The organism is Actinomadura physcomitrii (genome assembly GCF_008923205.2).
Lineage (GTDB): Bacteria > Actinomycetota > Actinomycetes > Streptosporangiales > Streptosporangiaceae > Spirillospora > Spirillospora physcomitrii.
On sequence record NZ_WBMS02000012.1, the window covers coordinates 37,325 to 61,566 of the forward strand.

Genomic DNA, 24,242 nt, shown 5'->3' on the forward strand with positions numbered 1-24,242 from the left:
CTCCGGCGGCGGTCAGGCGAACGCGACCTTGAGGACACCGGTCAGGGCGAGCTGGGCCAGCGACAGCGGCACGAGCCACGCCCACGCGAGCTTCTGGAGCTGGTCCTCGCGCATCCGCGGGTAGCTGACCCGCAGCCAGATCACGCAGAACGCCAGCACCGCGACCTTGACCAGCGTCCAGAGCCAGCCCAGCTCGGTGTTCAGGAACGGGCCCTTCCAGCCGCCGAGGAACAGCACCGCCGTCAGCGCGCACAGCACCACGATCCCGGCGTACTCCGCCAGGATGAACAGCGCGAACCGCAGCCCGCCGTACTCGGTGTACGGGCCGAAGATGATCTCCGAGTCGGCGACCGGCATGTCGAACGGCGGGCGGCGCAGCTCGGCCAGGCCCGCGACGAAGAACACCACCGCGCCGATCGCCTGCCACGGTAGCCACCACCAGCGCCACTCGCCGACGATGCCCTGCAGCGACAGCGTGCCCGCCGCCATCGCCACCGACGACGCCGCGAACACCATCGGCAGCTCGTAGGACATCAGCTGCGCCGCGACCCGGATCCCGCCGAGCAGCGCGTACTTGTTCGCGCTCGCCCAGCCCGCCATGATCGCGCCGATCACCCCGACGCCCATCACGGCGAGCGCGAAGAACACCCCGACGCCGAGGTCCAGCGCGACCTGCCCGCCCGGCCCGACCGGCACCACGACCAGCACCAGCAGGTACGGGACGAGCGCGACGCCCGGCGCCAGCTTGAACACCCGCCGGTCGGCGTCGCGCGGGACGACGTCCTCCTTCTGCGCGAACTTCACGCCGTCCGCGACGAGCTGCGCCCAGCCGTGGAAACCGCCCGCGTACATCGGGCCGAGGCGGCCCTGCATGTGCGCCATCACCTTGTGCTCGGCCTGCCCGACCAGCAGCGGCAGCAGCGCGAACGCCGCCGCGACCAGCACCAGCTTCCCGACGGTCTCAAGCATCCGGGCCCTCCCGGGGCGGCCGGCCGGCGGCCCGGCGGCGCTCGGCGACCTGCGCCCACGGGCCCTCGTCGGGCACGCCGGGCGGTCGGACCCGGCGGCGGCTCGGCGCGCCGTGCCCCGACTCGCCGGGCTCCTTCGCGCCCGGCCACGGCTTGGCGACCCGCGCCGCGAGCACGAAGTCCTTGCGCAGCGGATGCCCCTCGAAGCCGTCCGGCAGCAGCAGCGGGACGAGGTTCGGGTGCCCCTCGAACCCGATGCCGAACATCTCGGCCGTCTCCCGCTCGTGCCACGCCGCGCCCCGGTACACGCCGGTGGCGGTCGGCAGCGACGGCGCGTCCCGCGGCACCCGCGTCCGGACGAGCAGATGGTGGCGCCGCTCCAGCGAGTACACGTGGGCGACGACGGCGAAGCCCTCGCCGAGCTCGTCCACGCCGGTCAGCCAGTCGAAGAAGCCGCAGGCCAGGTCGTCGCGGGCGAAGGCGAGCGCCTCGAGCCAGCGGTCCGCCGGCACGCCGACCGACAGCCCGCCGGCCGTCTCCTCGGTGGTCACCGCGTCGCCGAACCGGTCCGTCCAGGCGACGATCAGCTCCGCGGGGGCGCTCATCGTTCCCGCCCGATCTCGTCGTCGTTCCCGTCGTCGGCGAGGCCCGGGATGATCGACGGGTCGTGCTCGTCCCGGGGGCGCCGCGCCGGCTCGTCGGCGGGCTCGGCGTCGGTGGCCGGGATCGGCCGCGTCTCGTCGTCGGGCCGGACGGCCTCGGGCGCGGGCTCCGGTTCCGGTTCGACGGGCGGGACGGGACGCGTCTCCTCCTCCGGACGCGCCGCCTCGTCCTCGGGCACCGGGACGGGTCGCGTCGCGTCCGGCGCGGGCGGCTCGTCAGGCGGAGGCGGCTCGTCCGGCTCGTCCGGGGCGGGCGGTTCGGCGGGCGGCGGCTGGAGGGGGCGGCGCAGGACGGTCGCCGAGAACGGACGCGGCGCGGGCGGCGGGCTCATCGGGTCGCCGCCGTCGTAGCGGTCGCCGAGCGACTCGGCGGCGATCTTCTCCTGGAGGTGGACGATGCCCTGCAGCAGCGCCTCGGGACGCGGCGGGCAGCCCGGCACGTACACGTCGACCGGGATGATCTGGTCGACGCCCTTGGTCACGCAGTAGGAGTCCCAGTACGGGCCGCCGCAGTTGGAGCAGGCGCCGAACGAGATCACGTACTTGGGCTCGGGCATCTGCTCGTACAGCCGCCGGACCGCGGGCGCCATCTTGTCGCTGACGGTGCCGGACACGACCATCAGGTCGGCCTGGCGGGGCCCGGGCGCGAACGGGATGACGCCGAGCCGGATGAAGTCGTGCCTGCTCATCGAGGTGGCGATGAACTCGATCGCGCAGCAGGCCAGGCCGAAGTTGAAGACCCACAGCGAGTAGCGGCAGCCCCAGTTGAGCACGAACTTGACCGGCTTGGGGGCGAGCCGCGACAGCGGTCCGACGCTCGGCGGCGGGAGATCGATGGTGCCCACGCAAGCATTGTTACAGCCCGCGCGGGCCCCGCCGGGGGCTCCGGACGCCGGGCCGCGGGTTCAGACCCAGGACAGGACGCCCTTGCGGCCCGCGTAGAGCAGCCCGACGGCGAGGAAGCCCAGGAAGACGAACATCTCACCGAGGGTGGTGGCGCCGAAGCCGGGGGCGGAGAAGACCGTCGCCCAGGGGAAGAGGAACACGGCGTCCACCGCGAAGACCACGTACAGGTAGGCGAAGACGTAGTAGCGGATGTAGGAGTGCGCCCAGCCGTCGCCGACCGGGTCGACGCCGCACTCGTAGGTGGTGAGCTTCTCCGCGGTCGGGCGGTGCGGGCGGAGCATCCGGTTCGCGGCGAGGCCGCCGCCGACGATGCCGCCGCCGGCGATCACCAGCGCGGCGAGCGCGACATATGAGTCGAAATAGTTATGCACCGCCACCCTCCCGGCTGCGTCCAACCAAGTATCTCCGAAAGGAGCGCGCGCGAGTGTGACGTCGTACCTCCACCTCGGTGGATCACAATGTCATCGTCTTGCTGCACACTAGGGAAGCATTGGGGTCAATTGACCTGGAAGGACGTGACCGGATGAGCAACCCCCCGCCGAACCCGGGCTGGGAGAACCCGGGTGGTGCCTCCTGGCCGCCTCCGCCGCCGCCCGCGGGGCCCGGCGGTTCTCCCGGTCCGGGCGGCCCCGGCTACCCGGGCGGCCAAGGCGTTCCGGGCGTTCCGGGCGCACCGGGCGGTCCCGGCGCGCCGCCGCCCCCCGGCGGCTACGGCGGCCCGGGCACCCCGCCGCCGTTCTTCCCGCCGCCCCCCGGCGCCCCGATGGGCCCGGGCATGCCGCCTCCGCCTCCGCCGAAGCGCGGCAGCGGCGCGCTGATCGCGGCCCTCATCGGCGGCGCCGTCGTGGTGATCCTGATCATCGGCGTCGTGGTGTTCGTGGTGGCGGCCAACGGCGGCGGCAAGTCGCCCGAGGAGAAGCTGAAGGCCGCGGCCGACTCGATGGCCGCCGAGCGCGCCGTCGGGCTGAAGGGCGACTTCGGCGGCGGCGCCGACAACATCCAGGGCCAGCTCGACGTGACCAAGGGCGGCCGCGCGACCGGCCCGGTCACCTGGAACAGCGACAGCGTCACGCTGCTGTCGGCCGACGGCAAGCTGTTCCTGAAGGCCGACGCCTCGTACTGGCGCGACCAGATCGAGAGCACCGAGGGCACCCCGTACTACCTCGGCAGCGGGCAGCAGTGGGGCCGGCTGAGCGCCGACAAGCTCGACATCGACTTCAAGCAGGAGCTGTCGCCGACCGCGCTGGCGGCCAAGCTGCGCGCCGCGGCGACCGCCAAGGTCAAGCCGCTGAAGACGACCTGGGCCGGCAAGAAGGCGCTGAAGTTCACCACCTTCACCTCGACGCTCTACATCACCGACGCCGACGACGCCCAGCTGCTGCGCTACGAGGCGACCACGCCGCGGGTCGCGCTGGACGTGACGCCGAAGTCCTCGTCCGAGGCGTCCACGGTGATCTCCACCATGCGGACCAGCATGGGCGAGCTGAAGAACTCGTTCGACGCCTCGTCGCGCCCCTCGGTGGACGAGTGGAAGAAGGGCGGCTGCAACAGCAACTCCGGCTGCACCGTCGAGGCCAAGATCCGGCCGCCGTACGGGGCGTCCACCCCGGTGACGATCGACGTCCGGTTCAACATCACCGCCGGCACGCTGACCGGCAAGGACCTCGGCAACTGCACCGACACGATCACGATCAACGACACGAACTCGGTGTGGGCCAGCTGCCGGATCGCGACCGCGGCGTGGCAGAGCTGGGCCAAGTCCACCGGCGGCACCTTCTACAAGCACGCGCAGTACAAGGTGATCGGCGCCACTCCGTCGGAGGTCGCCGCACTGCAGAGCGGGCTCGACAGCGAGTGAGCCCGCAGGTCGGGGGCGGGCGGCGCGGAGGCCGGCCGCCCCGGCCGATGGCGTGGTATGCCCGGCGATGCACGGTTTCCGGTCCGGCCGCTCGCATCGTCGGGCATTCTTATGGCTTGTGAGCGCTGATCAGGACGACGCTTCTCCGGAGTCCGAACCTGCCCGGCCCGCACCGGACGACGTCCTCGTCGCCGGCGGCCCGCCCCGGACCGCACCCGCCCTACCGCCGCCGCCGGCCCTGCCGGCCCTGCCGGCGCCCCAGGCGCCCGGCGCCACCGCGCCGGACGGCCTCCCGCACCACGGCCCGGGCGCCGGCATGCCCCCGCAGGCCCCGGGCGCGCCCGGAATGCCCGAGATGGCGGCACCTCCCGCGATCCCCGGGATGCCGCTGCCGCCCGGCATCGGAGGGCCGCCGCCGCGCGCCGGGAGGCTCAGGAAGCGGCTGGTGACCGGCGCGGGAGTCGCCGTGGTCGTGGCGGCCGCCGCGACCGTCGCCGCGGTGTTCATCTCCGACGGCGACGGAGGCGGCAAGGCCCGCCCCAAGCCGTCGGCCACGGCGCCCTCCGCGTGGGCGCTGGAGGCGGGACGGCAGCTCACCTCCGGTCCCGGCTTCCGCTACCAGGGCACGCTCACCGCCGCCAACGGCCGCCCCGTCCGGGCCGACCTGCAGGTCACGGCGGCGGGCTCGGCGATCGGCACGTTCACGGCCGGCCCGCTGACCGCCGAGGTCGTGGCCGCCGGCGGCGGCACCTACATCAAGGCGGGAACGCAGTTCTGGCGCGAGTACGCGGGCGAGAGCGCGCACCCCGACAACTACGCGGGCCGCTGGTCGAAGGCGCCCGCGTCCGTCCCCGGCTTCGACGTCCCGGACGTGCTGGGCGCGCAGGCGATCGCGAAGCTGCTCACCAAGGCGCCGGCGAAGCCGCCCGCCGAGACCGTGAACGGCGTCCGCGCCTACAAGATCAAGACGTCGGGGGCCAACTACCTGGTGTCGGCGGCGGCGCCGTACCGGCTGCTCGCCGTGCAGGCGGCCGGCGCCGACGCCGCCCGGTTCAGCGTCGCCGACCTGCCGAACCCCGCCGCGCTGTTCGCGCGGCTGCGGCCCCGGGTGAAGGCGCTCGCGGGCGCCGCCGACCCGAACCTGCACTTCGACCCGGGCAAGCTCACCTTCGTCGACTGCGACCAGAACACGGCGGGATGCACGGTGCGCGTCCCGGCGACGCTGTCGTCGCCGGACACGGTGCCGGACGGCGCGCGCGCCGCGCTGCGCGCCTCGATCACCACCCGCGGCACCGCGCTCGGCTCCTGCACCTCGTCCGCGCCGGTACCGTCCGACCGGTCGTTCACGTTGAGCTGCACCGTCACCGGACGGGCCTGGCGGACGTGGGTGAAGTCGGCGCTCGACCACCCCGGCTCCTACCCGTACTCGGCGCAGGCCCGGGTGATCGGCGAGGCGCTCACCGCCGCGGACGTCAAGGCGCTGCTCGCCGACCTCGACAAGGAGCGGAGCGCAGTGGTGAAGAGCACACTGTCCGGTGCCCCCGGCGGCGCGACCGGCACCCCGGCGCCCGGCGCGACCGGCGCGCCGGGCGGGACCGGCGCCCCCACCGGGCCCCGCGCGGCCGTAACGGGCGGCACCGCGCGGCCGTGAGCCCCCGCCGAGGGCGCGGGGGCGGTTGCGGAGAACGTGATTCCGCCTGTCTACACTGCGGGCTGTGAACTCCGTGCCCTCGGGGAGCGACGGCTCCCCGGCCCATCCCGCCCGGCTGGTCAGGCGGCTGCACGTCGACCTGTGCCGGCTGGCCAGCGCCCTGTGTTCAGCGGTGAACCCGGGGACCCGTCCGGTTCGTAGCACCGGTTAGGACCTGCCCGAATCCGGCCGGGACGCGTGATCTCCCACCCGAGGTGATAACCCTTGAAGTACGGGGTCATGACCTCCCCGAGGGCGGGATGTCGCACATGACGGGCGGAGCGACGGCCGCGGTCTGCGCCTCTCAGACCACGGCCACCACCAGCGGAGATCGAACGGCGCACGGCACCGAGGCCGCGCGCCGGGCCCCGCCGTACCGCTGAGCGGCCCGATCCCCGAGACCAGCATTCCATCCCGGACATACCATGAAGGTAAGCCTTAGTAGCATCACGATCCTGGGTGCCTCCCCCAGGACCGGTGCTGCGCGTCGAGGAGGTCTTCCTCTGTGACCAAACAGGTCCAGCAGCTCGACCGCGTCATCATCCGCTTCGCCGGGGACTCCGGTGACGGGATGCAGTTGACCGGCGATCGCTTCACCCAGGAGACGGCGGCGTTCGGCAACGACTTGTCGACCCTGCCGAACTTCCCGGCCGAGATCCGCGCCCCCGCCGGGACCCTCCCCGGCGTGTCCAGCTTCCAGCTCCACTTCGCCGACCACGACATCCTCACGCCGGGCGACGCGCCCGACGTGCTGGTCGCGATGAACCCGGCCGCCCTCAAGGCCAACCTCGGGGACCTGCCCCGCGGGGCGGACCTGATCGTCAACACCGACGAGTTCACCAAGCGCAACCTCGCGAAGGTCGGCTACGCCGCCAGCCCCGTCGAGGACGGCTCGCTCGACGAGTACCGGGTGCACGCGCTGCCGCTCACCTCGATGACGGTGACCGCCCTCGACGGCTACGACATCTCCAAGAAGGACGCCGAGCGCGCGAAGAACATGTTCGCGCTCGGACTGCTGTCGTGGCTCTACCACCGTCCCACCGAGGGGACGATCGGCTTCCTGGAGCGCAAGTTCGCCAAGAAGCCCGAGATCATGAAGGCCAACATCGCCGCGTTCCAGGCGGGCTGGAGCTACGGCGAGACCACCGAGGCGTTCTCGGTGCAGTACGAGGTCAAGCCGGCCGAGCACGACGCCGGCCTGTACCGCAACATCACCGGCAACGCCGCGCTGTCCCTCGGCATCGTCGCCGCGGGCGTGCAGAGCGGCCTGCCCGTCTACCTCGGCTCCTACCCGATCACCCCGGCCTCCGACATCCTGCACGAGCTGTCCAAGCACAAGCGGTTCGGCGTCCGGACGTTCCAGGCCGAGGACGAGATCGCCGCGGTCGGCGCGGCGCTCGGCGCCTCGTTCGGCGGGTCGCTCGGCGTCACCACCACCTCCGGCCCCGGCATCGCGCTGAAGAGCGAGACGATCGGCCTCGCCGTCGCGACCGAACTGCCGCTGGTGGTCATCGACGTGCAGCGGGCCGGGCCGTCCACCGGCATGCCGACCAAGACCGAGCAGGCCGACCTGATGCAGGCCATGTACGGCCGCAACGGCGAGGCGCCCGTCCCGGTCATCGCGCCGCAGTCCCCCTCGGACTGCTTCGACGCGGCGCTGGAGGCGGCCCGCATCGCGGTGAAGTACCGCACCCCCGTCATCCTGCTGTCCGACGGCTACCTCGCCAACGGCTCCGAGCCGTGGAAGCTGCCGGACGTGGCGGCGCTGCCGAAGATCGAGCCGAACTTCGCTGCCCCGTCGCAAGAGGGCTTCGAGCCGTTCCGGCGCGACCCGGAGACGCTGGCCCGCCCGTGGGCGGTCCCCGGCACCGCGGGGCTGGAGCACCGGATCGGCGGGCTGGAGAAGGCCGACGTCACCGGCAACATCTCCTACGACCCGGCCAACCACGACACCATGGTCCGGCTCCGCCAGGCCAAGGTGGACGGCATCGCGAACGACATCGCGCCACTGGCGGTCGACGACCCGTCCGGCAGGGCGCGCGTCCTCGTGATGGGCTGGGGCGGCACCTACGGCGCGATCTCCGCGGCGGTCCGGCGCGTCCGGGCGGAGGGCCGCGACGTGGCGCAGGCGCACCTGCGGCACCTCAACCCGTTCCCCGCGAACCTGCCGGAGGTGCTGCGCTCCTACGACAAGGTCGTCGTCCCGGAGATCAACCTCGGCCAGCTGTCGATGCTGCTGCGCGGCAGGCTGCTGATCGACGTGATCGGCTACAACCAGGTCCGGGGCCTGCCGTTCAAGTCGGAGGAGCTGCAGGACGTCATCCAGGAAGTGATCGACAGTGAGTGACACCAACGGAAACGGCGCCGTGAACGGAAACGGCCGCAGCCTGCTCTCCCTGGTCCCCAAGACCGACGCGAGGCAGACGATGAAGGACTTCAAGACCGACCAGGAGGTGCGCTGGTGCCCCGGGTGCGGTGACTACGCGATCCTCGCGGCCGTCCAGTCCTTCCTGCCCGAGCTCGGGCTGCGCCGCGAGAACATCACGTTCATCTCCGGCATCGGCTGCTCGTCCCGGTTCCCGTACTACATGAACACCTACGGGTTCCACTCGATCCACGGCCGCGCGCCGGCGATCGCGACGGGCCTCGCCACGTCCCGCCCCGACCTGTCGGTCTGGGTCGTCACCGGCGACGGCGACTCGCTGTCCATCGGCGGCAACCACCTGATCCACGCGCTGCGCCGCAACGTCAACCTGAAGATCCTGCTGTTCAACAACCGGATCTACGGGCTGACCAAGGGCCAGTACTCGCCCACCTCCGAGACCGGCAAGATCACCAAGTCGACGCCGATGGGCTCGCTGGACTCGCCGTTCAACCCGCTGTCGCTGGCGATCGGCGCGGAGGGCACCTTCGTCGCCCGCACCATCGACTCCGACCGCAAGCACCTGCAGTCGGTGCTGCGCGCCGCCGCCGAGCACCGCGGCACCGCGCTGGTCGAGATCTACCAGAACTGCAACATCTTCAACGACGGCGCGTTCGACCCGCTGAAGGACGCCGCCGTCCGCGACGACATCACGATCCGCCTCGAGCACGGCGAGCCGATCGTGTTCGGCGCCGAGCGGCAGAAGGCCCTGCGCCGGACGCCGTCGGGCTCGTTCGAGGTGGTGAACGTCGCCGACGTCCCCGCGTCGGACATCGCGGTGCACGACGCGCACAACCCCGACCCGTCGCTGGCGTTCGCGCTGTCGCGGCTCGACCAGCCGGCGTTCGAGCACACCCCGATCGGCATCTTCCGCGACGTCGACCGCCCGTCCTACGACGAGCTGATGCGCGCCCAGGTCGAGGAGGCCGTCGAGAAGCAGGGCGCGGGCGACCTCGCCGCGCTGCTCGCCGGCGGCGACACCTGGCGGATCGACTGACAGGCACCGTCCGCGTTCCGGAAAGCCCGTCCCCGCATGCTCTGGGGGACGGGCTTTCCGCGCTTCGGAACCGCGCGGACGGGGCAGTGTTCATCACGGGACGAGCATTCGGCGATCGGCGGCCGGGTTCGGCCGCGACACGATGCGGGGCACCGTCCCGTCCTGAAAGACTGTCGGAGATCTTGTCAGCCCGGGGAGGTGACGATGCGGGTCGTTCCGCGCCGCAGCAAGGGTCGTCGGGAGGCAGAGGACACCGCCCCGCCGCCCCCGCCCCCGGCGGCCGCCCCGGACCGCCCGCTCGACTGGCCGCCCCCGCCCGCTCCGCTCCTCGCCCCGTCCGAGCAGCCGGTCCGGCCCACCGACGGCGCCGCGCCCCCGTCCGAGCAGAACGAGCAGGGCGCCTCGCCTCTGCGGGACGCGCCGGGCGAGCCGGTGCCCGGTCCCATGCTGATCCCGGAGCCGGAGGGGCCGCCGCCCGGCCCGGCGCGGCCGGTGGGGTTCTCGCCGCCCGGACGGGCCGGAACCGAGCCGCTGCGCGGTCCGGAGCGGACGACGGCCCCGCTGCGGACGCCCGAGGTCCCGGAGGCGGATCGGCGGCGCCGGGCCCGCGCCGAGCAGCGGCGCCGCGCGGCGGCGGAGACCAAGCGCAGCCGCGCCGCGCTCCGCCAGGGCCTGGCGTACCGGGAGCGGCCCGTCCCGGAGCCGGTCCGGGCCGCCGACCAGCACCGCTCCGCGCTGGTGGTCATGGTGCTGACGCTCGGGCTGCTGATCGCCGCGGTCGCGGTGACCGGCGGCATGATCGCGGCGTCGATGCGGACGCGGCCGGTGACGCTGGCCGCGCCGCTGCACGTGTACCCGGTGACGCAGGCGACGCCGGGGCAGTGCCCGGCCGGGACGCCGGGGATCACCGGGCAGGCCGCCGCCGGCGTGACGTGCTACCGGCTCGCGCAGGGCATCGCGATCCACAAGGTCGCCGACCTGCGGGTGCAGAGGTCGCGGGGGACGTCCGGGTACGACGTGGCGCTCACGCTGCGGCCCGTGGACCGGCACGCGTTCGCGCGGCTGACCGGCGCGACCGTCGGCCGCGACCTGGCGTTCGTGGTGCGCGACCGGCTGGTCACGCTGCCGCGGGTCGACATGCCGATCCGGGACGGGAAGGTCCTGGTGGCCGGGTCGCCGACCCGCGCCGCCGCGAACACCCTCGTCCGCGAGCTCAAGGGACGCTGACCGGCCGCCCCTTTTGAGCGTCCGGCGGCCGTCGGGCAGGCTGGGCGGCGTGGACCTGGATCTCGCGCAGGTGCGGGCGTTCGTCGCGACCGCCGAGCACCTGCATTTCGGGCGCGCGGCGGGCGAGCTGTTCCTCACCCAGCAGGCGCTGTCGAAGCGGGTCGCGCGGCTGGAGGACGTCCTCGGCGTGCGGCTGTTCGACCGCACCGGGCACTCGGTGCGGCTGACGGCGGCGGGCGAGCGGTTCCTGGAGCCGGCGCGGCGGGCGCTCGCGGCGGCGGACGACGCGGTCACGGCGGCGCGGCGCGACCGGCCGCTGCGCCTGGACGTGTGGGGGCACCTGTTCGACCCGATGCGGACGATTCGCCGGGTCGTGGCGCGCCGTCCGGACCTGCCGATCGAGCCGAACCTGAAGCGCGGCCCCGCCCCGCGCCCCGTCCGCGATAGGCCGGTTAGGCCTGGGGAAGCTCGGTCCCCTGGACGGCCTGGATCTCCAGTTCCACCTTGAGGCTCTCGCCGACCATCGCGATCCCCGCCTCCAGGATCTGGTTGTAGCGGATCGCGAAGTCGGTGCGGCGCAGCTCCGCGGTCGCGCGGAACGCGGCGCGCGTCCCGCCCCACGGGTCCGAGCCGCTGCCGAGGAACAGCATGTCCAGGTCGACGGGCTGGGTGATCCCGTTGAGGGTGAGGCGGCCGTGCACCGTCCAGCGGTCCGAGCCGGCCGCGGTCAGGCCGTCGCCCTCGTAGGTGACCACCGGGTGCTCGTCGACGTTCAGGAAGTCCGCCGAGCGCAGGTGGTCGTCGCGCAGCTTGTTGCCGGTGTCGATGGACGCCGCCTCGATCCGGGCCGTCACCCGGGACTCCTCCACCGGCTCGGCGATCTCGATGCTCCCCTCGAACGCGGCGAACCGGCCGCGCACGCTGGACAGCCCGAGGTGCTGCGCGACGGCCCCGACGTTCGAGTGCGCCGGGTCGATCGTCCACGGGCCGGGCGGCGGCAGCTCGGCGCCGCCCGCGCGGGCCAGCACCAGCGTGCCGAGGTCCGCCGCGCCCGAGCCGTGCACGATCAGCGTCGACGCCGCCGGCTGGAACCCCATCGCCGTGACGATCGCCGTGTAGGTGCCGGCGGGCAGCGGACCGGCGGCGAGCACGCCGTCCTCGCCGGTCTGCTCCCGCGCGACCTGCCGGCCCGCCAGGTCCGTGACCGTGACGATGGCGTGCCGCACCGCCCAGCCGTCCTTCGTCCGCACCGATCCGCGCAGACCGCGCCTGTCTTCCATCAACGACCCGCACTCCAGTTCCGCTCGTGTGATTGCGTCGGCCGGGGCCGCCCCGGTCGGGCGGCCCCGGTTCGGCCCTACTCGTCGGGGTAGCCGAGCTTCAGGTCGTGGTCGTCCAGGCCGCCGCCGGCCAGCGACAGCCCGCTGGCGACCGGCGGGTAGCCGGACGCGATGACGGTGTACTGGCCGCCGGTCAGGTCGGTGAAGGCGTACTCCCCGTCCGGGCCGGTGATCGCCATCGCGACGACGTTGCCGGCCGCGTCGACCAGGGTGACGCGGGCGTCGCCGACCGGCTCGCCCGCCTCGTTGCGGACGGTGCCGCGGACCCGGGCGCCCGCGGGCATCTCCACGTCCAGCCGGGTCTGCCCGCCGCCCGCGACCTCCACCGGCAGCGCGACCGGGCGGTGCGCCGCGGCGCTGACCGCGAGCGTGTACGCGCCGGTGACGACGTCCTTGAAGGCGTACTGGCCGGACGCGTCGGTGCGGCCGGTGCCGACGACCTCGCCGCGCACGTCGGTGACGACGACCATCGCGTTCGCGATCGGGCTGCCGTCGGCGCTGCGGACCGTCCCGCCGAGGCCGCCGTTGCCGGCCAGCATCAGGTCGAACTCGACCGGCCGGTCGCCGACGACGAGGGTCGCGGCCTGCGGCTCGTGCTCGCCGGTCGCGGCGATCAGCACGTAGGTGCCGGGGCCGGGGGTCGGCAGCGCGTACCGGCCGTCGTCCTGGGTGATGGCGCGGCCGAGCTGGTGCCCGTCCACCCCGATCAGCGTCAGCGCGGCGGACGGGACGGGCGCGCCGTCGCCGGCGCGGACCACGCCGCGGACGGGGACGCCGCCCCGGCCCGGCCGCATGAGGCCGTCCTGCGCGAACGCGCTCTGCTGCGCGAGGAGCCGGGCCTGCGCGGCCGGGTCGGCCGCCGGGGACCCGCCGGGAGCCGCGGCCGCGCCGTTGGACGGCAGGCCGTGCGCGGGCATTTCGTTCATCGACATCTCCTTGGGGACCGCACCTGCCCCGACCGACGCGAGCTGCTGCTCGGCGGCGGCGGCCTGCTCGTGTCCGCGGGCGTGCCTGCCGACCGCCGAGGCGGCGCCGGGGGCCGCCGGCGCGGGCGGCGGGGCGTCCGCCGGCGCGGTGTCCTGCCGGGCGCCGCGGCCCGTGCCGGCCTTGCCGCGCAGCGGCAGCTCCTTCATCGCGAGGACGGTGATGAGCCCGACGACCGCCACCGGCACGCCGAAGAGGAACACCTTCTCCAGCGACTCGGTGAACGCCGTGAGCACGATCGTCTTGAACGGCTCCGGCAGGTGGTGCACCTGCTCGGGGGTACCGAGCGTACCGCCGCCCTTCGGCATCGCGATGTGCGCCTTGCTCAGCCCCTTGGCGAGCTCGCCGGGCAGCTGGTTGTTGAGGATCGCGCCGAACGCGGCGACGCCGACGGCGCCGCCGAGGTTGCGGAAGAACGACACCCCGGACGTGGTGGCCGCGAGGTCCTCGATCTTCGCGGCGTTCTGCGCGGCGAGGATCAGGACCTGCAGGGTGAGGCCGAGCCCGACGCCGAGCAGCGCGAGGCAGCCGCCGACCTCGACCTTGGACGAGTCGACGTGCAGCCGCGACAGCAGGTACAGCCCGGCGCCCACGCAGACCAGGCCGATCACCGGGTAGATCTTGTACTTGCCGGTCCGGGTGACGAGCTGGCCGGACCCGATGGAGGCGATCAGCATGCCGAACACCAGCGGCAGCGTCATCAGGCCGGACGCGGTGGGGCTCAGTCCCTTGACGATCTGCAGGTACTGCGGCATGTAGATCATGACGCCGAACATCGCCATGCCGACGCAGAGCGAGCCGAGCGAGGTCAGCACGAACGTCCCGTTGCGGAACAGCCGGGGCGGCAGGATCGGCTGCCGCGCGGCCCGCTCGGCGAACACCGCCCCGATCACCAGCACGACCGCGATCCCGCCGAGCGCGTACGTCCAGTCCGACGCCCACTCGAACTCGTTGCCGCCCATGGACAGCAGCAGCATCAGCGCGGTCGCGGCGCCGGTGATGGTGAACGCGCCGAAGACGTCGATCCTGGTGTCGCGCTTCACCTTCGGGAGCTTGAGCACCTTCTGGATCACCGCGAAGGCGACGATGGCGAGCGGGACGCAGACGTAGAAGCACCAGCGCCAGCCGAGGCCGTCGGCGTCGACGATGAACCCGCCGAGCAGGGGGCCGGCGACGGTGGCGACGCCGAACACGGCGCCCATGTACCCGGAGTAGCGGCCGCGCTGCCGGGGCTCGACGATGTCGCCGAGGATGACCTGCGCCAGCGCGGACAGCCCGCCGGCGCCGAGGCCCTGGACGGCGCGGGCCGCGATCAGCATGCCGATGTTCTGGGACAGCCCGCCCGCCACGGACGCGACCACGAAGATCAGGAGCGCGGTCTGGAAGGAGAGCTTGCGGCCGAGGATGTCGGAGACCTTGCCCCACAGCGGGGTCGAGGCGGTCATCGTCAGCAGCGTGGCGCTGGCCACCCAGGACAGCTGGTCCTGACCGCCGAGGTCTCCGACGATGGTCGGCAGGGCCGTGCTGACCACCGTGGACGAGATCATCGACGTCAGCATCGCCATCATCAGGCCGGAGAGGATCTCCAGGATCTGGCGGTGCGTGTACTGCGGTCTCGCTTGCTCTGGCGCCACCGGCCCCGCCGACGGCGCCACGCTCGCTTGAGCCACCATGCCCCCATGGAACGTAATTACCTGTGTTTTGCATATATGCTATGTACACGCTTGTTTACTTGCAACTCGGGGGATACTGGGGCGATTCGGTGATCCACACGGGGACGGGTCGGGATTCGATGACGGGCGTCGAGCAGGCCGAGCAAGCCGATCAGCGCGAACACCGCAAGCGCGACCGGGAGGCGACCCGGCGCCGCATCCTGGACGCCGCGCGCGACCTGTTCGGCGAGCACGGCTACGACGGCGTCACCGTCCGCATGATCGCCTCCGCCGCGAACGCCAACACCGCCCTGGTCAACCGGTACTTCGGCTCCAAGGCGGCGCTGTTCGGCGAGGTCCTCGCCGGCGAGTCCGCGCTGCGCGGCGTCATCGCCGGCGACCCCGCCGGGCTGCCGCGCCGGCTCGCCGAGCACTTCGTCCGGCAGATCGCGCACCACCCGCCGACCCCGATGACCCGGATGATCGACCGCTCCGCCGGCAACCCCGAGGTCAAGCAGGCCCTGCTCGGCTACCTGGAAGAGGTGATCGTCGAGCCGCTCGTCGCGCAGCTCGACGGCCCGAACCCGCGCGCCCGCGCGCTCCTCGCGTCCACGATCATCATGGGCGGCGGGCCCGTCCGCCGCCTGCTCGGCCTCAACGACCTGCGCAGCGCCGACCCGGCCGAGCTCACCGACCGCCTCGCCGCCATGTTCGCCGCGGCCCTGTCCCCCTGCTCGCCCGCACCGGACCGTCCCGGTCCCGCGTAGACACCCGGTCTCCGGCGAGCCCGCTACGCCGGAAGGCGGACGGCAGGACGCGGCGTACGACGGCGGGCGCAGTGAAGATCGGCGCGAGGGCGGAGAGATCCGCGGCGGGGCCGCACATAGGCTGCTGGCATGAGGGTGGGCGGCGCGATCCGGGCGCGATGGGGCAGGACGGGCCGTACGGCGCGCTGGGCCGCCGCCGGGTCCGCCGTGGCGCTGGCCGCCGGCACCGCCGTCTGGGGCGCCTCCGCCGGCGGGCCGTCCCGCGTGCACACCGTCGACCAGCGCATCCAGGTCGTCGACGGCCCGCACGACGACCAGCGTGTGACGCTCGACACCACCTTCTACAAGCCGGTCGGGCACGCGAAGGCACCGGCCGTCATGCTGGGGCACGGCTTCGGCGGGGACAAGCACGGCGTCGCCGCCGAAGCGCGCGCGCTGGCCCGCGACGGGTACGCCGTCCTGACCTGGACGGCCCGCGGGTTCGGCGCGTCCACCGGGCAGATCGCGCTCGACTCCCCCGACTACGAGGTCAAGGACGTCCGGCAGCTCATCGACTGGCTCGCGAAACGGCCCGAAGTGCAGCTCGACGGGCCCGGCGACCCGCGCCTCGGGATGGCCGGCGAGTCCTACGGCGGCGCGATCGCGCTGCTGACCGCCGCCTACGACCGGCGCGTCGACGCCATCGCACCGCAGATCACCTGGAACAGCCTGCCGGACGTGCTGTTCCCCAACGCCGCCGGCGCCGGCCCCGAGAACGGCGTGTTCAAGAAGCTGTGGGCCGGCGTCTTCTTCACCAGCGGCTCCCGCGGCGCCGGCTGCGGACGGTTCCTGCCGTCCCTGTGCGCGATGTACCAGAAGGTCGCCGAGCGGGGCGCGCCCACCGCGGACGCGATCGCGACGCTGCGCCGATCCAGCCCCGCCTCCGTCGCCGACCGGATCACGGTGCCGACCCTGCTCGTCCAGGGGCAGTCCGACTCGCTGTTCCCGCTCGACCAGGCCGACGCGAACGCGCGGGCCATCGCCCGCAACGGCGCGCCCGTCTCCGTCGTCTGGTACCAGGGCGGGCACGACGGCGGCGACCCGGAGACCGGCCGCGTGCGCGGGCTCGTCCGCGACTTCTTCGACGCGCGGCTCCGGCACGCCGGGACCTTCGGCACCCGCTTCACGGTAACCCGCGCGGGCGGCCTCGACTCCTCCACCCAGAAGGTCGTCGTGCAGGAGGCCAAGGCCCGCACGTACCCCGGCCTGTCCGGCGACCCGCGGCAACTGGCGCTGCCCGGGGCGGAGCAGACGATCCACAACCCGGCCGGCGGCGCCCCCGCGGCCGTCTCCGCGCTCCCCGGGCTCGGCGCGCTGGGCTCGCTCGACTCGCTCGGCGCCGCGGGCGGCGGGCTCCCGACCGACATGCCCGGACAGACCGCCACGTTCGACACCCGCCCGCTCGACCACTCCCTCCACCTCACCGGCGCCGCCACCGTCCGGCTCCACGTCGCGGCGGACGGCGACGCCGGCGACGGCGGGCCGCTCTTCGCCAAGCTCTACGATGTGTCGCCGGACGGCACCGCCGCCCTCGCCCGGCGCATCGCCGCGCCCTTCCGGGCGACCGGCGGCGAGGTCACCGTCACCCTGCCCGCGATGGACCACCGGTTCGACCGCGGCCACCGCCTCCGGCTCGCCATCGCCACCACCGACATGGGCTTCGCGACGCCGCCGCAGCCCGCCGCCTACCGGGTGCGCGCCGTGTCCGGGCTGACCGTCCCGACCGACCCGTCCCTCGTCACGGCGCCCGCCCCGATCCCCACCTGGGTGTGGATCCTGCCGCCGGCCGGCCTCGCGGTCGCCGCCGCGCTGCTCCTCGGCGTCCGCCGCGGCCGCCCCCGCGAACGCGGCACCGGTGTCCCGCTGGAGATCACCGGACTCACCAAGGCCTACGGCAACGGCCACCTCGCGGTCGCCGACCTGTCGTTCCGCGTCGAGAAGGGGCAGGTGCTCGGGCTCCTCGGCCCGAACGGCGCGGGCAAGACCACCACCCTGCGCATGCTGATGGGCCTCATCCACCCCGACGCCGGCGAGATCCGCATCTTCGGCCACCGCGTCACCCCCGGCGCACCCGTCCTCGCCCGCCTCGGCTCCTTCGTCGAGGGCCCCGGGTTCCTGCCGCACCTGTCCGGGCGCGACAACCTCGACCTGTACTGGCGCGCCACCGGACGGCCCGCCGCCGAGGCGCACATGGACGAGGCCCTCGCGATCGCCGGCCTCGGCACCGCCCTCGACCGCGCCGTCCGCACCTACTCGCAGGGCATGCGGCAGCGCCTCGCCATCGCGCAGGCCATGCTCGGCCTGCCGGACCTGCTCGTCCTCGACGAACCCACCAACGGGCTCGACCCGCCGCAGATCCGCGAGATGCGCGAGGTCCTGGTCCGGTACGCCGCCGCCGGCCGCACCGTGATCGTCTCCAGCCACCTGCTCGCCGAGGTCGAGCAGACCTGCACGCACGCCGTCGTCATGGCCGGCGGCCGCCGCGTCGCCGCCGGACCCGTCGCCGACATCGTCGGCTCCGGCCGCCGCCTCGAGGACGCCTTCCTGGAGATCATCGGAGAGGGCACGACGGCATGACCACGTCCGAAGAGCCGAAGACGGACGCCCCCGCAAGGCCCGAGGCGCCGGAAGACCCCGCGCGCATCTCGCCGGGCGGGTACAGCGTGCGCCGCACCCTCCCGCTGCGCGTCGAGGCGATCCGCCAGTTCCGGCGCCGCCGCACGCTCATCGCCTTCGGCATCCTTCTCGTCCTGCCCTGGGTGCTGGTCGGCGCGTTCGAGATCGGCGGCTCGCCGTCCGGCAACGGCGTCCCCGGCCTGGTGGACGTCGCCACCGCCGGCGCCCTCAACTTCACCCTCTTCGCCCTGTTCGTCTCGACCGGCTTCCTCCTCGTCGTCGCCGTCGCCCTGTTCTGCGGCGACACCGTCGCCAGCGAGGCCGGCTGGTCGTCGCTGCGCTACCTGCTCGCCGCCCCCGTCCCGCGCGCCCGCCTCCTGCGCCAGAAGCTGATCGTCGCGCTGTCCTACTCGGTCGCCGCGGTCCTCACGCTCCCCCTGATGTCGCTGGTCGCGGGCACCGCCGCCTTCGGCTGGGCGGACGTCGAACTCCCCACGGGCGGCACCGTCCCCACCTCGACCGCCCTCGGCCGCATGGCGATCGTCATCGGCTACTCGCTCGTCGCCCAGTTCGTCGTCGCCGCCCTGGCGTTCCTCCTGTCGGTCGTCACCGACTCCCCGCTCGGCGCGGTCGGCGGCGCCGTCGGCCTCGTCATCGTCAGCAACATCCTGGACGCCGTCACCGCCCTCGGCTCCTGGCGCGACTTCCTGCCGACGCACTGGATGTACTCGTGGATGGACGCCCTGCAGCCGCAGATCCAGTGGACCGGCATGGCCAAGGGCGCCTCCATCTCCATCGCCTACGCCGCCGTCCTTTTCGCTCTCGCGTTCCGCCGCTTCCACACCCGCGACATCGTGTCCTGAACGGCACCCTCTTACCACCCACCAAACGATCTTCCCCGACCACTTCCGGCCGCCACCAGGCGTGACCGGACGGCCACGCCAGGTCGGCACCCCCGCCTGAAAAACGGTCGAACCGGCAGAAGGATGTCGCATAGGCTCACGGAACCTCGCCAGCGGCGCCCGCGTCGTATGGAGTACAGGTGACATCGGCTCGATCGACGGGTTAATACCCGGCCCGACGGGGGAGATGATCAACATGGCACGGCAGCAGCTCATCAAGCGCCCCAAGCCCCCACGTCAACCGAGCCCGCCGGACCTGAGGACCCCCTCAGGCCGCCTCCTGCCGTACTGACCGCACCGCCCCGCACCACCGCCGACCAACCCTGGAACCACCCGCCCGACCGCAGACCGCACCGCCGCCCCGCACCCGACCAGACCTGCCGGCATCGCGACAGCCATGTACCTCCGCGGCCGCCCAGGCAGCCGAGAGCGTCTTCTCGAAGCGCACGCGGTCCTGCCCGGGGCCGTCGTATCCGGCCTTCGGCTCGTGGACGTCGAAACCCATGGCCCGATGGAAGGCGATGGACCCCGTGTTCGCGGGCGACGTGACGGCCATGACCTTCGTACGGCCGACCGCTGCGGCTTCCTCGAAGAACCTCTCGTACGGGGCGCGCGCCACGCCGTCCCGCCCACCGCGACGTCCACGCCCCCTTCCCGGCCAGCGCGGCGCCTTACACTCACCAAGACGTTCACGGTGAGGAGAGCCATGCCCAGGGCGGACGCGCAACGCAACCGCGCCCGCATCCTCATGTCGGCCAAGAAGGCCTTCGCCGAGCGCGGGCCGGACGCGCCGCTCGACGAGATCGCGCGTAACGCGGGCGTGGGGAACGCCACCCTGTACAGGCACTTCCCCACCCGCCGCGACCTGCTCATCGCCGTGTACGCGGACGAGGTCACGGAGCTGACCGCCAACGGCCGGGACCTCCTGCACCACGACCCGCCCGCCGACGCGCTCTTCGCATGGCTGAGGGCGTTCATCGCCCACGCGGCCGACAAGGGCGACCTGGCCCGCGCCATTCCGGAAGACGGGCGCTCTCCCCTCTTCGACGAATGGCACGCCGCCATGCACGCGACCGTCGCGCCCCTGCTGGCGAGGGCGCAGGAGGCCGGTGCCGTCCGCTCCGACCTCGACGGCCCGGACCTCCTGGCCCTGGCAGGCGCGATAGCCGCCGCGGGATCCGGCACCGCCCGAACCGACCGCCTCCTCCGGCTCGTCCGAGAAGGCATCGCGACCTCCGTACCGGCCCCCGACTGACGGACCCGTCACCTGCGGGGTGGTGAAGACTGTCCGGATGGAGTTCTTCTGCTACCACCGTGATAGGCGCGGCTCTATGCACCTGCGCGACGAACTCGTAGAAGAGCACTGGTCCTACATGGACCGGTACGCGGCGGAGATGATCGCCCGCGGACCGACCTTCGCGAGCGACGGCGAGACGCTCACCGGCAGCGTGCACATCGTCGACCTGCCCGATCCCGCCACCGCCCGCGCGTTCGCCTTCGACGAGCCCTGCTACCAGGCCGGCGCCTACCGCGACGTCATGCTGCGCCGCTGGCACAACGCGCTCGGACGCACCATGTGGGAGTTCCCCGGCGACCGCACGGAAGGCGGCCACTATCTCGTGCTCGGCCTCGGCGAGGGCGACGCGGCCGACGGCGACCTGCCGCCCGACGACGGCGCGCTGGTCGCCTACGGCCCCCTGCTGTCCGACGACGGGAAGACCTGGCTGGGGACGGCGGCACTGGTCCAGGCACCGGACCCCGAGACGGCCCGCACCGTCCTGACCGCGGACCGGTACGCCGACGTCGAAGTCCAGCTCTGGACCTTCGGCGGCCGCAGATGAGAAGCGGGATGGCCGTCCTACCCGAGAAGGCTCGGCTGATCGATCGTCCACAGCCACGTGCCGTCCGCCTGGCGGCGGGCCACCTCCACCGTGACGCCGCCGTCGACCAGATGCGTCGAGGTCAGCGCGAGGTCGCCGTTGCGGAGCGTCGGTAGCCGCCGGCCGGGCGCGAAGGACGGCCTGCCCGCGACGAGACGCTCGTAGGCCGCGCGGATCTCCGCGCGGCCCGTGGCGACCCGGCCGTCCGGCAAGGCCAGCACGGCATCCGGCTCGTACAGCGCCACCAGGCCGTCGACGTCGCCCGCGTTGAGCCGCTCCACGATGAACCGGCTCAGGTCATCCGGCTGCCGGGCAGGCTCGCGTTCCCCGCTCTTGCCCATAAGCGCCCCCTTGCGATGGATCCTCACGGCCTCCGCCCACGAGGATGCCAGGGGCCTGCGACTTCCTGCGCCTGGTCCGGGAGCGCCGCGAGCGGTCGCTGGGCCGGGCGCGGTCCGTGGCCGAGGCCGCGCAGCTCGCCCTGCTGAGGCCGCCGCCCCGGCGCATCGGCCCGCTGCGGATCGCCTGGCTGTACCTGACGGCCGAGGACGAGAGCCAGATCGGCGGCGACCTGTTCGCGGTCGCACGCGCGTCCGGATCCGCGAGCCGCGTGCTGATCGGCGACGTCCGGGGCAAGGGCCTGGGCGCCATCGCCGAGGCGTCGGTGGTGCTGGGCGCGTTCCGGGAGGGCGCGCGCCGCTACCCGCTGCCCGCGCTGACGGCCGCCCTCCAGGACAGCGTCGACCGCGACCTCGAGGGGGTCGCCGACACCGAGTACGACCTCGGTGAGCACTTCATCACCGCGCTGGTCCTCGACGTCGCCGACGACCATCCGGAAGTCGAGATGATCAGCTGCGGCCATCCGCCGCCGCTGCTGCTGCACGGCGGCCGGGTCACGACCGTCCAGCGCGATCCCCCGCGCCTCCGCTCGGGGTGCCCTCGCGGCCCTCGACGTCGACCGCTTCGTCTTCGGCCCCGGCGACATGCTCGTCCTCTACACCGACGGCGTCATCGAGGCCCGTTCACCGGCGGGCGACTTCTACCCGCTCGCCGAACGCGTCGCGACCTTCCCCGCCGCCGACCCCGGCACGCTGCTGCGCCACATCCACCGCGACCTTCTCGCCCATACCGGCGACCACCTAGCCGACGACGCCGCCCTCCTCATCCTCGAACGCCTCCCCGAGGCGCCGGAAACGGCGCATTGAAGGCAGTCCGGTCGAGCCACTAAAGTGCCGGACGTCACACGCCGCATCCGAGGAGTCCTGTTGCGTTTGCTGAGCGTCACCGTGCTGGGGTCCGCACTCGTCGCGGCGGGTCTGCTGGCACCGGCGGCGGGTGAGGCGACGACGTCCGGACATGACGGGCTGACGGTGCGGCCGGGCACGACCCGGGCCGGTGACAAGATCGAGCTGTCGGTTTCCGGGTGCGGCCCGGGGCGGCACTGGGCGTCGTCGGACGTGTTCGACGGACGGGCCCAGCTGGACGGTCAGGACGGCACCGCGGTGCTCAAGGACGACGCCAAGCCGGGGACGTACACGGTGCGGGTGCGCTGCGGTTCCCGCACGGCGTCCGGGAAGGTGCGCGTGGCGGGGCGGCCCGCCTGGCCGACGCTGCTCCCGGGCAGCCGCGACGGCCTGTAGCCGCCGGCGGCCCCTCTTCCGCTTCGGTGACCTTGAGCGATCAAATGGTCGCTCACTGCGCCTCGGCGTCTGTCAGGGGCACCCTGACCCCACTTGCACTTCGCTTGCAAAGTGACCCAGATCACCGTCGAACGGTTAGATTTCCTACCTTCTCCCACCTTGTTCGCGTCAAATGATCATGTGATACTTCAGCAGAACCGCACACTCCACACATGACACCCATAGGCGAACAAAACAGACGCTCGGCCTCATCGGGCCAGAGCGCCGGACCCACCTGCTGATCGATACGCGCCCAAGCCTCACGAGGGGGACTGTCGAGCATGCCCGTCGGCGTCGGCTCTGTCAGAGAAGCGAGAACCGTTCCCTTTCACCAGAGCCTGCCGAGGCTCCTGCGCGACCCGCTCGGCGCCATCGAGGAGATGGGCCGCGAGTCCGACGGCGAGATCACCAGGGTCAACCTCGGCGTCCTGCGCCCCTACCTGGTCACCCGCCCCGAGCACGTCCAGCACATCCTGCGCGACAACGCCGCGAACTACCGGCGCGAGGGCCTGATGTGGAAGCCGCTCAGCCGGCTCGTGGGCGAGCCGTCCGGCGCCGACCCCGCGTGGCCCCTGAAACGGCGCATCTTCCAGACGCTGCTGACCGGCAAGAACATCGAGACCTACACCGACGAGATGGCCGCCACGATCGCGGCGAACGTCGACGACCTCGGCCGCCGCTACGGCGCCGGCGCCCCGGTCGACTGCAGCGACGAGCTCACCCGCATCGTCTACCGCGCCATCCTGCGGATCTTCATCGGCGACCGGCTCTCGCTCGCCGACGCCGACCGGCTCGGCGAGGCGATCACCATCGCCACCACCTCGTCCTTCCGATCGAGGATGCTGCTGCCGTTCGTGCCCCACGCGGTCCCGCTCCCCGGCGACCACGCCTTCCACCAGGCGGTGCAGAAGGTCGACGACATCATCTTCCCGATCATCGAGGAGGCCCGGCGGCAGGGGGTCGGCGAACGCGAGGGCGGCGGCCATGACATCGTGTCGCTGCTCCTGCGGGCCCGCGACGACGAGGGCGGAAAACTCGACGACCAGGGCGTCCGGGACGGCGTCGTCTCGCTGTTCGTCGCCGGCACCGAGACCACGGTCACGGCGCTGAGCTGGCTCTGGGTCGTGCTGGACGCGCACCCGGACGTCATGGGACGGCTGCGGGACGAGATCGAGGACGTCGTCGGGACCGCCCAGCCGACCCGTGCGCACCTGCCGAGGCTGCGCTACACGAAGATGGTCCTGCAGGAGCTGCTGCGCATCTACTCGGTCGGCTGGATCATCCCGCGGATCGTGGACCGGGACGACGTGATCGACGGCGTCCGGATGCACCGCGGCGCGACGGTGGCGGTGAGCCCCTACCTGACCCACCGGGTACCGGACGTCTGGCCCGACCCCCAGGCGTTCGATCCGGAGCGGTTCGCGCCCGGCCGGTCCCGGCACCGCTTCGCCTACCTGGCGTTCGGGGCCGGACCCCACCAGTGCGTGGGCAGCGTCTTCTTCACCGTCGAGGCACAGCTGATCGTCGCGTCGATGATCGGCCGGCTGCGGCCCGTGCTGCACGGCCCGGCGGGCGTCCGGCCCCAGGCGGGGCTGACGCTGAAGCCGCGCGAACCCATCGCGATCTCGCTGGACCCCGTCAACGCGAAGTAGG

At 73.2% G+C, this 24,242-nt stretch carries 22 protein-coding genes and 1 pseudogene; 16 read left to right on the top strand and 7 right to left on the bottom strand.

Annotated elements, in window-relative coordinates:
- Window positions 1-12: 12 nt before the first annotated feature.
- From F8568_RS16830 to F8568_RS16845, 4 genes are read right to left on the bottom strand one after another with little or no spacing between them, the layout of a single operon-like run.
- A complete protein-coding gene (locus tag F8568_RS16830; RefSeq protein ID WP_151594498.1) occupies window positions 13-969 on the bottom strand; it encodes a complex I subunit 1/NuoH family protein in 957 nt (318 codons plus the stop codon).
- On the bottom strand, window positions 962-1,573 hold the full coding sequence (locus F8568_RS16835; RefSeq protein WP_151594499.1) for an NADH-quinone oxidoreductase subunit C: 612 nt from the start codon (window positions 1,571-1,573) through the stop codon (window positions 962-964). Before F8568_RS16835 ends, F8568_RS16830 begins: the two co-directional genes overlap by 8 nt.
- Window positions 1,570-2,475, bottom strand: coding sequence for an NADH-quinone oxidoreductase subunit B (locus F8568_RS51470; RefSeq protein WP_151594500.1), 906 nt, complete (start codon window positions 2,473-2,475; stop codon window positions 1,570-1,572). The genes F8568_RS16835 and F8568_RS51470 overlap by 4 nt, the downstream gene beginning before the upstream one ends.
- 60 nt (window positions 2,476-2,535) lie before the next feature.
- Window positions 2,536-2,907 (bottom strand): NADH-quinone oxidoreductase subunit A, encoded by a 372-nt coding sequence (locus F8568_RS16845; protein WP_328600919.1) that lies wholly within the window; start codon window positions 2,905-2,907, stop codon window positions 2,536-2,538.
- Between the two features lie 152 nt (window positions 2,908-3,059).
- On the opposite strand from F8568_RS16845, the gene F8568_RS16850 reads away from it, so the two are divergent.
- The 7 genes from F8568_RS16850 (at window position 3,060) to F8568_RS16875 (ending at window position 11,238) form a co-directional block, all read left to right on the top strand.
- A complete protein-coding gene (locus F8568_RS16850) occupies window positions 3,060-4,394 on the top strand; it encodes a hypothetical protein (protein WP_160573649.1) in 1,335 nt (444 codons plus the stop codon).
- Between the two features lie 118 nt (window positions 4,395-4,512).
- A complete protein-coding gene (locus tag F8568_RS16855) occupies window positions 4,513-6,045 on the top strand; it encodes a hypothetical protein (protein ID WP_151594502.1) in 1,533 nt (510 codons plus the stop codon).
- Between the two features lie 73 nt (window positions 6,046-6,118).
- Complete coding sequence (locus F8568_RS51025) at window positions 6,119-6,256, top strand: putative leader peptide (protein ID WP_407924477.1); 138 nt, start codon at window positions 6,119-6,121, stop codon at window positions 6,254-6,256.
- Between the two features lie 333 nt (window positions 6,257-6,589).
- Complete coding sequence (locus F8568_RS16860) at window positions 6,590-8,431, top strand: 2-oxoacid:acceptor oxidoreductase subunit alpha (RefSeq protein WP_151594503.1); 1,842 nt, start codon at window positions 6,590-6,592, stop codon at window positions 8,429-8,431.
- The gene (locus F8568_RS16865; RefSeq protein WP_328600920.1) at window positions 8,424-9,503 is read left to right on the top strand and encodes a 2-oxoacid:ferredoxin oxidoreductase subunit beta; all 1,080 of its coding nucleotides are present in this window, start codon (window positions 8,424-8,426) and stop codon (window positions 9,501-9,503) included. Before F8568_RS16860 ends, F8568_RS16865 begins: the two co-directional genes overlap by 8 nt.
- A 204-nt stretch (window positions 9,504-9,707) precedes the next feature.
- Window positions 9,708-10,730 carry a SecDF P1 head subdomain-containing protein gene (locus F8568_RS16870; RefSeq protein WP_151594504.1) on the top strand — a complete coding sequence of 341 codons (1,023 nt, stop codon included), beginning with the start codon at window positions 9,708-9,710 and terminating at the stop codon, window positions 10,728-10,730.
- 49 nt (window positions 10,731-10,779) lie between these two features.
- Window positions 10,780-11,238, top strand: a complete 459-nt coding sequence (locus tag F8568_RS16875; protein WP_151594505.1) for a LysR family transcriptional regulator — start codon at window positions 10,780-10,782, stop codon at window positions 11,236-11,238.
- Here F8568_RS16875 and F8568_RS16880 read toward each other — a convergent pair.
- A complete protein-coding gene (locus F8568_RS16880) occupies window positions 11,183-12,010 on the bottom strand; it encodes a YceI family protein (RefSeq protein ID WP_151594506.1) in 828 nt (275 codons plus the stop codon). The genes F8568_RS16875 and F8568_RS16880 overlap by 56 nt on opposite strands.
- A gap of 77 nt (window positions 12,011-12,087) precedes the next feature.
- Window positions 12,088-14,727, bottom strand: a complete 2,640-nt coding sequence (locus tag F8568_RS50420) for an MFS transporter (RefSeq protein WP_151594507.1) — start codon at window positions 14,725-14,727, stop codon at window positions 12,088-12,090.
- Window positions 14,728-14,846: 119 nt separating this feature from the next.
- On the opposite strand from F8568_RS50420, the gene F8568_RS16890 reads away from it, so the two are divergent.
- From F8568_RS16890 to F8568_RS16910, 5 genes are all read left to right on the top strand, one after another.
- On the top strand, window positions 14,847-15,473 hold the full coding sequence (locus F8568_RS16890) for a TetR/AcrR family transcriptional regulator (RefSeq protein WP_151594508.1): 627 nt from the start codon (window positions 14,847-14,849) through the stop codon (window positions 15,471-15,473).
- Between the two features lie 129 nt (window positions 15,474-15,602).
- The gene (locus F8568_RS16895; protein WP_151594509.1) at window positions 15,603-18,089 is read left to right on the top strand and encodes an alpha/beta fold hydrolase; all 2,487 of its coding nucleotides are present in this window, start codon (window positions 15,603-15,605) and stop codon (window positions 18,087-18,089) included.
- The gene (locus F8568_RS16900; protein WP_151594510.1) at window positions 18,086-18,991 is read left to right on the top strand and encodes an ABC transporter permease; all 906 of its coding nucleotides are present in this window, start codon (window positions 18,086-18,088) and stop codon (window positions 18,989-18,991) included. Before F8568_RS16895 ends, F8568_RS16900 begins: the two co-directional genes overlap by 4 nt.
- Before the next feature lie 745 nt (window positions 18,992-19,736).
- Complete coding sequence (locus F8568_RS16905) at window positions 19,737-20,285, top strand: TetR/AcrR family transcriptional regulator (RefSeq protein ID WP_151594511.1); 549 nt, start codon at window positions 19,737-19,739, stop codon at window positions 20,283-20,285.
- Between the two features lie 22 nt (window positions 20,286-20,307).
- A complete protein-coding gene (locus F8568_RS16910; protein ID WP_328600921.1) occupies window positions 20,308-20,871 on the top strand; it encodes a YciI family protein in 564 nt (187 codons plus the stop codon).
- A 17-nt stretch (window positions 20,872-20,888) separates the two neighbouring features.
- Here the strand turns inward: F8568_RS16910 and F8568_RS16915 are convergent, their stop codons facing one another.
- Entirely contained in the window at window positions 20,889-21,251 is a 363-nt protein-coding gene (locus F8568_RS16915) for a YybH family protein (RefSeq protein ID WP_151594512.1), read from the bottom strand.
- Window positions 21,252-21,295: 44 nt separating this feature from the next.
- Between F8568_RS16915 and F8568_RS51030 the strand changes: the two are divergent.
- The 4 genes and pseudogenes from F8568_RS51030 to F8568_RS16930 all read left to right on the top strand — a co-directional run.
- Window positions 21,296-21,769: pseudogene (locus F8568_RS51030) on the top strand (SpoIIE family protein phosphatase); the annotation flags it as partial.
- Between the two features lie 52 nt (window positions 21,770-21,821).
- On the top strand, window positions 21,822-22,115 hold the full coding sequence (locus tag F8568_RS49620; RefSeq protein WP_328600931.1) for a SpoIIE family protein phosphatase: 294 nt from the start codon (window positions 21,822-21,824) through the stop codon (window positions 22,113-22,115).
- Window positions 22,116-22,175: 60 nt separating this feature from the next.
- Complete coding sequence (locus F8568_RS16925) at window positions 22,176-22,550, top strand: hypothetical protein (protein ID WP_151594514.1); 375 nt, start codon at window positions 22,176-22,178, stop codon at window positions 22,548-22,550.
- Between the two features lie 320 nt (window positions 22,551-22,870).
- Window positions 22,871-24,241, top strand: coding sequence for a cytochrome P450 (locus tag F8568_RS16930; protein ID WP_151594515.1), 1,371 nt, complete (start codon window positions 22,871-22,873; stop codon window positions 24,239-24,241).
- The last annotated feature ends 1 nt before the right edge of the window (window position 24,242 follow it).

Excerpts from the sequence above, each read along its gene's own strand:
- F8568_RS16830 (WP_151594498.1), bottom strand. The coding sequence starts at position 969 with ATGCTTGAGACCGTCGGGAAGCTGGTGCTGGTCGCGGCGGCGTTCGCG.
- F8568_RS16835 (WP_151594499.1), bottom strand. The coding sequence starts at position 1,573 with ATGAGCGCCCCCGCGGAGCTGATCGTCGCCTGGACGGACCGGTTCGGC.
- F8568_RS16850 (WP_160573649.1), top strand. The coding sequence starts at position 3,060 with ATGAGCAACCCCCCGCCGAACCCGGGCTGGGAGAACCCGGGTGGTGCC.
- F8568_RS16870 (WP_151594504.1), top strand. The coding sequence starts at position 9,708 with ATGCGGGTCGTTCCGCGCCGCAGCAAGGGTCGTCGGGAGGCAGAGGAC.
- F8568_RS16880 (WP_151594506.1), bottom strand. The coding sequence starts at position 12,010 with ATGGAAGACAGGCGCGGTCTGCGCGGATCGGTGCGGACGAAGGACGGC.
- F8568_RS50420 (WP_151594507.1), bottom strand. The coding sequence starts at position 14,727 with ATGGTGGCTCAAGCGAGCGTGGCGCCGTCGGCGGGGCCGGTGGCGCCA.
- F8568_RS16890 (WP_151594508.1), top strand. The coding sequence starts at position 14,847 with ATGACGGGCGTCGAGCAGGCCGAGCAAGCCGATCAGCGCGAACACCGC.
- F8568_RS16895 (WP_151594509.1), top strand. The coding sequence starts at position 15,603 with ATGAGGGTGGGCGGCGCGATCCGGGCGCGATGGGGCAGGACGGGCCGT.
- F8568_RS16900 (WP_151594510.1), top strand. The coding sequence starts at position 18,086 with ATGACCACGTCCGAAGAGCCGAAGACGGACGCCCCCGCAAGGCCCGAG.
- F8568_RS16905 (WP_151594511.1), top strand. The coding sequence starts at position 19,737 with ATGCCCAGGGCGGACGCGCAACGCAACCGCGCCCGCATCCTCATGTCG.
- F8568_RS16915 (WP_151594512.1), bottom strand. The coding sequence starts at position 21,251 with ATGGGCAAGAGCGGGGAACGCGAGCCTGCCCGGCAGCCGGATGACCTG.
- F8568_RS16930 (WP_151594515.1), top strand. The coding sequence starts at position 22,871 with ATGCCCGTCGGCGTCGGCTCTGTCAGAGAAGCGAGAACCGTTCCCTTT.